The sequence below is a fragment of the Campylobacter concisus genome (assembly GCF_002912895.1).
GTDB lineage: Bacteria > Campylobacterota > Campylobacteria > Campylobacterales > Campylobacteraceae > Campylobacter_A > Campylobacter_A concisus_G.
Map to the genome: position 1 here is coordinate 118,239 of NZ_POZX01000020.1, position 8,285 is coordinate 126,523.

Genomic DNA, 8,285 nt, shown 5'->3' on the forward strand with positions numbered 1-8,285 from the left:
TTCTTTCATAGCTAGCGATAATGCTTTTATTAAAACATTTTTGCAACATTTCTGATATAATCCCCACATGAAGTACGCACATTTAGTTCAAATAGCAAGTTATCTATCAAATTTTACAAAGATAAACCAAGCAAAACGCATTAATGATATGGCTATTTTAATCGAATTTAATGGGGAGAAGATTATCTTTGATCTAAACAAATCAAACTCCGCTATCTACAAAGATGACGAACTAAAAGAAGCAAAAATCTATCAAGCACCATTTGATAATGTCCTAAAAAAGCGCTTTAATGCCTCGCATATAAAAAGCGTTGAATGCTTAAAAGACAATAGAATTTTAAAATTTATCTGCACGCAAAGTGGCTCATATAAAAGTGAAAATTTTATCCTCTATCTTGAATTTACAGGTCGCTTTACAAATGCTGTAATAACTGATGAAAACAACGTAATAATCGAGGCGTTAAGACATATCGATAATAGCTACCGCAAAATAGAAACTGGCGAAGTTTTAAGAGAGCTTCCAGCAATTGCTATCAAAGAAAAACCGTGCGAGCCCATAACTGACTTTGAGGCGTTTTTTAAGAGCGAAGCGATCAGAGTAAATGAGTCCAGGATAGCTAGCTTAAAAGAGGCAAAGCTTACAAGTGTACAAAAAAGGATAGATAGCATGAGTGAAATTTTAAACTCACTTGAAGACAAAGATGAGCTAATGAAAAAAAGCGAGGAAGCTTCAAATTTAGGATCGCTTTTGCTTGCAAATTTGGGAAATTTTAAGGGCTATGAGAGGGAAATTTTCCTAAAAGATTTTGATGACAATGAGATAAAACTAACTCTTAGCGATACACCAAAAAATAGCGCAAATGAGTTTTACGCAAGATCAAAAAAGCTTCGCGCAAAAGCCCTTGGCGTGGAGATAGAAAAGAGAAATTTAAGCGAAAAAATCGAGTTTTTTGAAGGATTAAAGTCTCTCTTAAAAGAAGCGAGCGGTCTTTATGAGCTTGAAATTTTAAGCCCAAAAAATAAGGCAAAACAAAAAGAACGCCATGTAAAAGATGTGAGTGAAAATGCTGAAATTTTTTACGTTAGAGAGTTTAAAATTTTAGTTGGTAGAAACGAAAAAGGCAATATAAATTTGCTTGACCTTGCCAAAAAAGACGATATATGGTTACATCTAAAGGATAGCCCAAGCGCTCATGTCATTATCAAGACAAACAAGAGTAGGGTGCCTGAAGATGTTCTAGAAATGGCAGCTAAATTTTGCGTGGAATTTAGTGTAAAGGGAGCTGGCAGATACGAGGTAAACTATACTAAGCGTGAAAATTTAAAACGTGAAAACGGTGCAAATGTCACTTATACGAACTATAAAACTATCATCATAAATAAAGGCTAAAAAATGGCTGTAACACCTTTAGGAAATAGTAACTTTATAAATCAAAATGCCCCAGTAGTATCGCAAGTGCATGCAAATCAACAAGCTAGATTTGATATGCAGTCTTTAATGGCAGCTGAGCTTGCCTCGCAACAAAGTGAAGAGATCAAAGAGGTGCGTCCGATGGAAGAGTCTTATAAAATAGACCCTGAAAAGGAACATGAACGCCAAAAAAATGAAGAAGAGGCAAGTGAGTTTGAGAGCAAAAAACAAAATTCAAGAGATAGTGACGAGGAAAATTTGGATAATATAGCAGATAATGAGGAAATAGTGCCTAGCGAACATCATATGCTTGACATAACTATTTGATGCCTAAGCACCCCAGCCCCACAAACGCCACATCTCAAGTCAGTGATACTCCCCAACACCTAACCCTCCTTCAAATCTTTAACGCAGTAAATAATAAAGAAAAACTTTTTAAGATCCACTCTGACTCACCTAAAGCCTGCCCACTTGGCAGTAAGATCGAGGGACTTTTAACCCCCCACTTCCTAAAAGCACAAGAAGCTTTAGAGAATAGTTTAAGAAGCATTACTTTGCAAGATCTATTAGATGAGCTTATTAATTTATAAAATTTAAAAAATAGGTAAACTAGGTTATAGAATTAAAAAGCAGGTAAACTAAGTTATATAATTAAAAAGTAGGCAGATATATAAAAAACCAATCTATTTTATTAGTTAGGAGTGCTATGCGCTCCTAACTATTTTTATATACTTTATGTAAGAATTTTTATAAATTTCTAGATTTTATTACTCTTTGCTCTTCTCTTTTTTAGCTTTACTCTTTTTCTCTACTTTATCTTTTAGGCTTTCTTTCTTATCTTTTATCTCTTTTATACTATCATCTTTAGCACTATCTTTTTTCTCTTTTACTTCATCACTCTTTTTACTTGCTTTTTCTTTTATCTCATCTTTTTTAGATTTTATTTTTGATTTTGTGTCATCTATCTTTGTAGTGCCTGATACTGATATATCTGATTTTAGATTTTCAAATGTCTTATCGCCTATACCATTTACATTTTTTATGTCTTCTATTGAGTTAAATTTATTTGCTTTTCTATACTCTATTATTGCATCTGCCTTTGAAGAACCTATACCATCTAAGCTCATTAACTCTTCTTTTGTGGCGGTGTTTAAATTTATGGCTGCTAGTAATGTAGAAGCTGCTGCTAATAGTGAGAATATAATCTTTTTCATTTTTGTCCTTTTTGGGTAAATTTGGGTTTGGAGTCTATCATATTTGGTGTTTTTAGTCAACACCCGTATAAAAGCATAAACTAAAAAATATTTATAAATGTAAAGATAAAAAGTCTAATTATTTAAGAATATAAATAAATGTAAGATTTGATATTTTATTATAAATTAAGAAATAAATATTAAAAGATAATTGTTTAGATAAAGAAGATTAAAAATTAACAAAGCCCGCAACGACCTACTTTTCCAACATCCCAGTAAGGGAGAGTATCATCAGCCAGGACGAGCTTAGCTTCTTGGTTCGAGATGGAGCAAGGCGTTTCCTCGTCTGTATAGTCACGGGCAGTGTTAAATAAAAGATATATTAGATAAATCTCTTATTTAACACTACTTGATAAAGTTAAAAGTCATAAACAAAGTTTTATAAAAACATATCTTATTAAGTTTTTATCCTTAACAAGGAAGTGATGCTTATTAAAAGATAAGCAGACGAGCTATTAGTACTGGTCAGCTAAAGGACTTTCATCCATTACACACCCAGCCTATCAAACACATAGTCTATATGAGCTCTTAAAAGAAGATTCATCTTGGAGTTGGCTTCCTGCTTAGATGCTTTCAGCAGTTATCACATCCCAACATAGCTACCGAGCGGTGCTCTTGGCAGAACAACTCGTACACCAGTGGTTGGTTCGACCCGGTCCTCTCGTACTAGGGTCAACTCTCCTCAATCTTCTTACGCCCACGGCAGATAGGGACCGAACTGTCTCACGACGTTCTGAACCCAGCTCGCGTACCGCTTTAAATGGCGAACAGCCATACCCTTGGGACCTGCTCCAGCCCCAGGATGCGATGAGCCGACATCGAGGTGCCAAACCTCCCCGTCGATGTGAGCTCTTGGGGGAGATCAGCCTGTTATCCCCGGGGTACCTTTTATCCTTTGAGCGATGGCCCTTCCACACAGAACCACCGGATCACTAAGACCGACTTTCGTCTCTGCTTGACGTGTGTGTCTCGCAGTTAAGCTGGCTTATGCCTTTATACTCTACGAACGATTTCCAACCGTTCTGAGCCAACCTTTGTAAGCCTCCGTTACATTTTGGGAGGCGACCGCCCCAGTCAAACTACCCACCAGACATTGTCCTACTTGAGGATAACTCAAGCTAGTTAGCTATCAGAATAAAAAAGAGTGGTATCTCAACAATGGCTCACCATAAACTGGCGTCTATGGATCAAAGCCTCCCACCTATCCTGCACATTTTTATCCCAATAGCAGTGTCAAGCTGTAGTAAAGGTCCACGGGGTCTTTCCGTCTTGCCGCGGGTAGGAGGAATTTTCACCTCCACTACAATTTCACTGGATCCCTCTTCGAGACAGCTCCCATCTCGTTACGCCATTCATGCAGGTCGATATTTAATCGACAAGGAATTTCGCTACCTTAGGACCGTTATAGTTACGGCCGCCGTTTACTCGGGCTTCGATCAAACGCTTCGCAGAGCTAACGTCATCAATTAACCTTCGAGCACCGGGCAGGCGTCACACCCTATACATCCTCTTACGAGTTAGCAGAGTGCTGTGTTTTTGGTAAACAGTCGGGAGGGACTCTTTGTTGTAACCTTCTATGCTTACGGAGTAAATCCTTCACAAAGTTAGGCACACCTTATACCGAAGATACGGTGCTATTTTGCAGAGTTCCTTGAAGAGAGTTCTTCCACGCGCCTTAGAATACTCATCCCACCCACCTGTGTCGGTTTACGGTACGGGCAACTATAACTAAACTTAGAAACTTTTCTTGGCTCGACAGTATCGGCAATTCGCTATCCATTCCGAAGAACTTCAAACGCCTATGGGGTCTCGGCTTAAAAAGATCCGGATTTGCCTGGATCTTAACCTACACCTTTCGACTAGCACTACCATCCGCTAGCTTGCTTAACTCTAAGCGTCCTTCCATCGCACATTATAGTTGGCATTGGAATATTAACCAATTTTCCATCGCATACCCCTTTCGGACTTTGCTTAGGACCCGGCTAACCCTACGATGACGAGCATCGCGTAGGAAACCTTGGGTTTACGGCGTTGGGGATTCTCACCCCAATTATCGCTACTCATGCCTGCATGCTCACTTGTATTCGCTCCAGCACTCCTTACCGGTATACCTTCAATGCAAATACAACGCTCTCCTACCACTTAGTAAAACTAAGTCTAAAGCTTCGGTACTCATTTTAGCCCCGTTATATTTTCCGCGCAGAATCACTAGACCAGTGAGCTATTACGCTTTCTTTAAAGGATGGCTGCTTCTAAGCCAACCTCCTGGTTGTTTAAGTAACTCCACATCGTTTTCCACTTAAATGAGATTTAGGGACCTTAGCTGTTAGTCTGGGTTGTTCCCCTCTCGACGACGGATTTTATCACTCGCCGCCTGACTGCCATGATTACATACTAGGTATTCGGAGTTTGATAGGGTTTGGTACATTGGTGTATGCCCTAGCCCATTCAGTGCTCTACCCCCTAGTATTACTACATGACGCTATACCTAAATATATTTCGGAGAGAACCAGCTATCACGATGTTTGATTGGCCTTTCACCCCTATCCACAAGTCATCCCATAGCTTTTCAACGCTAGCGGGTTCGGTCCTCCACCGGCTCTTACACCGGTTTCAACCTGCTCATGGATAGATCACATCGTTTCGGGTCTGCAACGTCTGACTAAACGCCCTATTAAGACTCGCTTTCGCTACGGCTCCGGGTTTCCTTAACCTTGCCAGACATCACAACTCGCAGGCTCATTATGCAAAAGGCAGTCCATCACCCTGATAAATCATAGGGCTCTGAATGATTGTAAGCAAATGGTTTCAGGTTCTATTTCACTCTGATCACCTCAGTTCTTTTCACCTTTCCCTCACGGTACTTGTGCACTATCGGTCTAGTAGTAGTATTTAGGGTTGGATAGTGGTCTACCCAGCTTCAGACAGAATATCACGTGTTCCGCCCTACTCAGGATACTGCTAAGTAAAACAAAGCTTTCATATACGGGAGTATCACCCTCTATGCTTAATCTTTCCAGATTATTCTATTAGCTAAGTTTAGTCTATATTGCAGTCCTACAACCCCGTTAGTAAACTAACGGTTTGCCCTATTACGCGTTCGCTCGCCGCTACTAGCGTAATCTCTTTTGATTTCTTTTCCTGAGGGTACTAAGATGTTTCAATTCCCCTCGTTCGCTCCATATTAGGTAGTTAAGCTCGCGCTTAACTGGGTTGCCCCATTCAGAAATTCCCGGATCAAAGCCCCTTGACGGCTCCCCGAGACTTATCGCAGCCTGGCACGTCTTTCATCGCCTCTACTAGCCAAGGCATCCACCACTTGCTCTTTGTAGCTTACCTTTTCTATATTAGATTATTCTAATTCGCATCACTTCCTTGTTAAAGATAACTTTATGTTACTATATTTAAATTCTAGCTCTCAAGACGGAAAGCATTGACTACTATTTAGATAAGTTTTAAATCCTAAATAGATTGTGATGTCAAACTTTTGCATTAAATGCAAAGAGATTAGAAATTTAAATCTTTAACAAGTCCTGTAAAATTGTTTTTAAAACTTGCTTGTGACTATTAACAATATTAATTAAAAGAACATTTAGACAAAAGTCTAATTAGAAAGTTTAAAAATTTAAGCTCTCTAATTAGACTTAATACAGTTAAACTATTTTATGGTGGAGAATAGCGGGATCGAACCGCTGACCTCCTGCGTGCAAAGCAGGCGCTCTCCCAGCTGAGCTAATTCCCCAATTAAATTCTCTGGTGGGCCTAACAAGACTTGAACTTGTGACCTCACCCTTATCAGGGGTGCACTCTAACCAGCTGAGCTATAGGCCCCTATAGGTCTATCAATCTTTCAAAACTAAACAAGGATGATTGAGAATATCTTTCTTATAGATATCTTGTGAGAGAATATCTATATGTACTCTAGAAAGGAGGTGATCCAACCGCAGGTTCTCCTACGGTTACCTTGTTACGACTTCACCCCAGTCGCTGATTCCACTGTGGACGGTAACTAATTTAGTATTCCGGCTTCGAGTGAAATCAACTCCCATGGTGTGACGGGCGGTGAGTACAAGACCCGGGAACGTATTCACCGTAGCATGGCTGATCTACGATTACTAGCGATTCCGGCTTCATGGAGTCGAGTTGCAGACTCCAATCCGAACTGGGACATATTTTATAGATTTGCTCCATCTCGCGATATTGCTTCTCATTGTATATGCCATTGTAGCACGTGTGTCGCCCCGGACATAAGGGCCATGATGACTTGACGTCGTCCACACCTTCCTCCTCCTTACGAAGGCAGTCTCATTAGAGTGCTCAGCCGAACTGTTAGCAACTAATGACGTGGGTTGCGCTCGTTGCGGGACTTAACCCAACATCTCACGACACGAGCTGACGACAGCCGTGCAGCACCTGTCTTAACATTTCTGCAAGCAGACACTCTTCCATCTCTGGATGATTTGTTAGATATCAAGTCCGGGTAAGGTTCTTCGCGTATCTTCGAATTAAACCACATGCTCCACCGCTTGTGCGGGTCCCCGTCTATTCCTTTGAGTTTTAATCTTGCGACCGTACTCCCCAGGCGGTATACTTAATCCGTTAGGTGCATTACTGCCAAGACTAGCTTAGCAACAACTAGTATACATCGTTTAGGGCGTGGACTACCAGGGTATCTAATCCTGTTTGCTCCCCACGCTTTCACGCATTAGCGTCAGTTGAGTTCCAGCAGATCGCCTTCGCAATGGGTATTCCTGGTGATCTCTACGGATTTTACCCCTACACCACCAATTCCATCTGCCTCTCCCTCACTCTAGATTACCAGTTTCCCAAGCAGTTCTATGGTTAAGCCATAGGATTTCACAAGAGACTTGATAATCCGCCTACGCGTCCTTTACGCCCAGTGATTCCGAGTAACGCTTGCACCCTCCGTATTACCGCGGCTGCTGGCACGGAGTTAGCCGGTGCTTATTCGTTAGGTACCGTCATTGTTCTTCCCTAACAAAAGGAGTTTACGCTCCGAAAAGTGTCATCCTCCACGCGGCGTTGCTGCTTCAGGGTTTCCCCCATTGAGCAATATTCCCTACTGCTGCCTCCCGTAGGAGTCTGGACCGTGTCTCAGTTCCAGTGTGACTGATCATCCTCTCAGACCAGTTATGCGTCATAGCCTTGGTGAGCCATTACCTCACCAACTAGCTGATACAATATAGCCTCATCCTACACCGAAAAACTTTCCCTATCTAACTTATGTAAGACAGGAGTATAGAGTATTAGCAGTCGTTTCCAACTGTTGTCCTCTAGTGTAGGGCAGATTAGCTATACATTACTCACCCGTGCGCCACTAACTCATAAGAGCAAGCTCTTACTTGTCCGTTCGACTTGCATGTATTAGGCACGCCGCCAGCGTTCACTCTGAGCCAGGATCAAACTCTCCATATTAATTACCTATCAAAATTTATTTGATAGGATTTTATTATGAAGTTTTTAATCAAAAAAACTTTTAGTTTTATTTATTAGTTTGTCTAATATATTATAAATTATAAAATAATAGACTGGCTCAATCGATCACTTGTTTAGATTTCAAAGATTGACTAATAGTTTAACAATTGTAAGTTAAAAGAACA

4 protein-coding genes, 2 tRNA genes and 3 rRNA genes are annotated in these 8,285 nt (G+C 40.6%); 3 read left to right on the top strand and 6 right to left on the bottom strand.

Annotation, left to right across the window (positions count from 1 at the left end):
- Positions 1-67 precede the first annotated feature (67 nt).
- From CYP51_RS02175 to CYP51_RS09890, 3 genes are read left to right on the top strand one after another with little or no spacing between them, the layout of a single operon-like run.
- Positions 68-1,390: an NFACT RNA binding domain-containing protein gene (locus CYP51_RS02175; protein WP_103624195.1), complete on the top strand. Its 1,323-nt coding sequence runs from the start codon at positions 68-70 to the stop codon at positions 1,388-1,390.
- A gap of 3 nt (positions 1,391-1,393) precedes the next feature.
- Complete coding sequence (locus CYP51_RS02180) at positions 1,394-1,738, top strand: hypothetical protein (protein ID WP_021091672.1); 345 nt, start codon at positions 1,394-1,396, stop codon at positions 1,736-1,738.
- Positions 1,738-2,001, top strand: a complete 264-nt coding sequence (locus CYP51_RS09890) for an Rrf2 family transcriptional regulator (protein WP_219809026.1) — start codon at positions 1,738-1,740, stop codon at positions 1,999-2,001. The genes CYP51_RS02180 and CYP51_RS09890 overlap by 1 nt, the downstream gene beginning before the upstream one ends.
- A gap of 177 nt (positions 2,002-2,178) precedes the next feature.
- On the opposite strand, the gene CYP51_RS10235 is transcribed toward CYP51_RS09890, so the two are convergent.
- The 6 genes from CYP51_RS10235 to CYP51_RS02215 all read right to left on the bottom strand — a co-directional run bounded on the left by CYP51_RS10235 (position 2,179) and on the right by CYP51_RS02215 (position 8,100).
- Positions 2,179-2,625, bottom strand: coding sequence for a helix-hairpin-helix domain-containing protein (locus CYP51_RS10235; protein WP_103624196.1), 447 nt, complete (start codon positions 2,623-2,625; stop codon positions 2,179-2,181).
- Between the two features lie 222 nt (positions 2,626-2,847).
- Positions 2,848-2,966, bottom strand: a 5S ribosomal RNA gene (gene rrf, locus CYP51_RS02195).
- A 133-nt stretch (positions 2,967-3,099) separates the two neighbouring features.
- Positions 3,100-6,003, bottom strand: a 23S ribosomal RNA gene (locus CYP51_RS02200).
- Positions 6,004-6,330: 327 nt separating this feature from the next.
- Positions 6,331-6,406: transfer RNA gene (locus CYP51_RS02205), tRNA-Ala, on the bottom strand.
- Between the two features lie 12 nt (positions 6,407-6,418).
- A tRNA-Ile gene (locus tag CYP51_RS02210) sits at positions 6,419-6,495 on the bottom strand.
- 94 nt (positions 6,496-6,589) lie between these two features.
- Positions 6,590-8,100, bottom strand: a 16S ribosomal RNA gene (locus tag CYP51_RS02215).
- Together the 16S, 23S and 5S rRNA genes with 2 tRNA genes alongside form the textbook arrangement of a ribosomal RNA operon.
- Positions 8,101-8,285: the final 185 nt, after the last annotated feature.

Excerpts from the sequence above, each read along its gene's own strand:
- CYP51_RS09890 (WP_219809026.1), top strand. The coding sequence starts at position 1,738 with ATGCCTAAGCACCCCAGCCCCACAAACGCCACATCTCAAGTCAGTGAT.
- CYP51_RS02180 (WP_021091672.1), top strand. The coding sequence starts at position 1,394 with ATGGCTGTAACACCTTTAGGAAATAGTAACTTTATAAATCAAAATGCC.
- CYP51_RS10235 (WP_103624196.1), bottom strand. The coding sequence starts at position 2,625 with ATGAAAAAGATTATATTCTCACTATTAGCAGCAGCTTCTACATTACTA.
- CYP51_RS02175 (WP_103624195.1), top strand. The coding sequence starts at position 68 with ATGAAGTACGCACATTTAGTTCAAATAGCAAGTTATCTATCAAATTTT.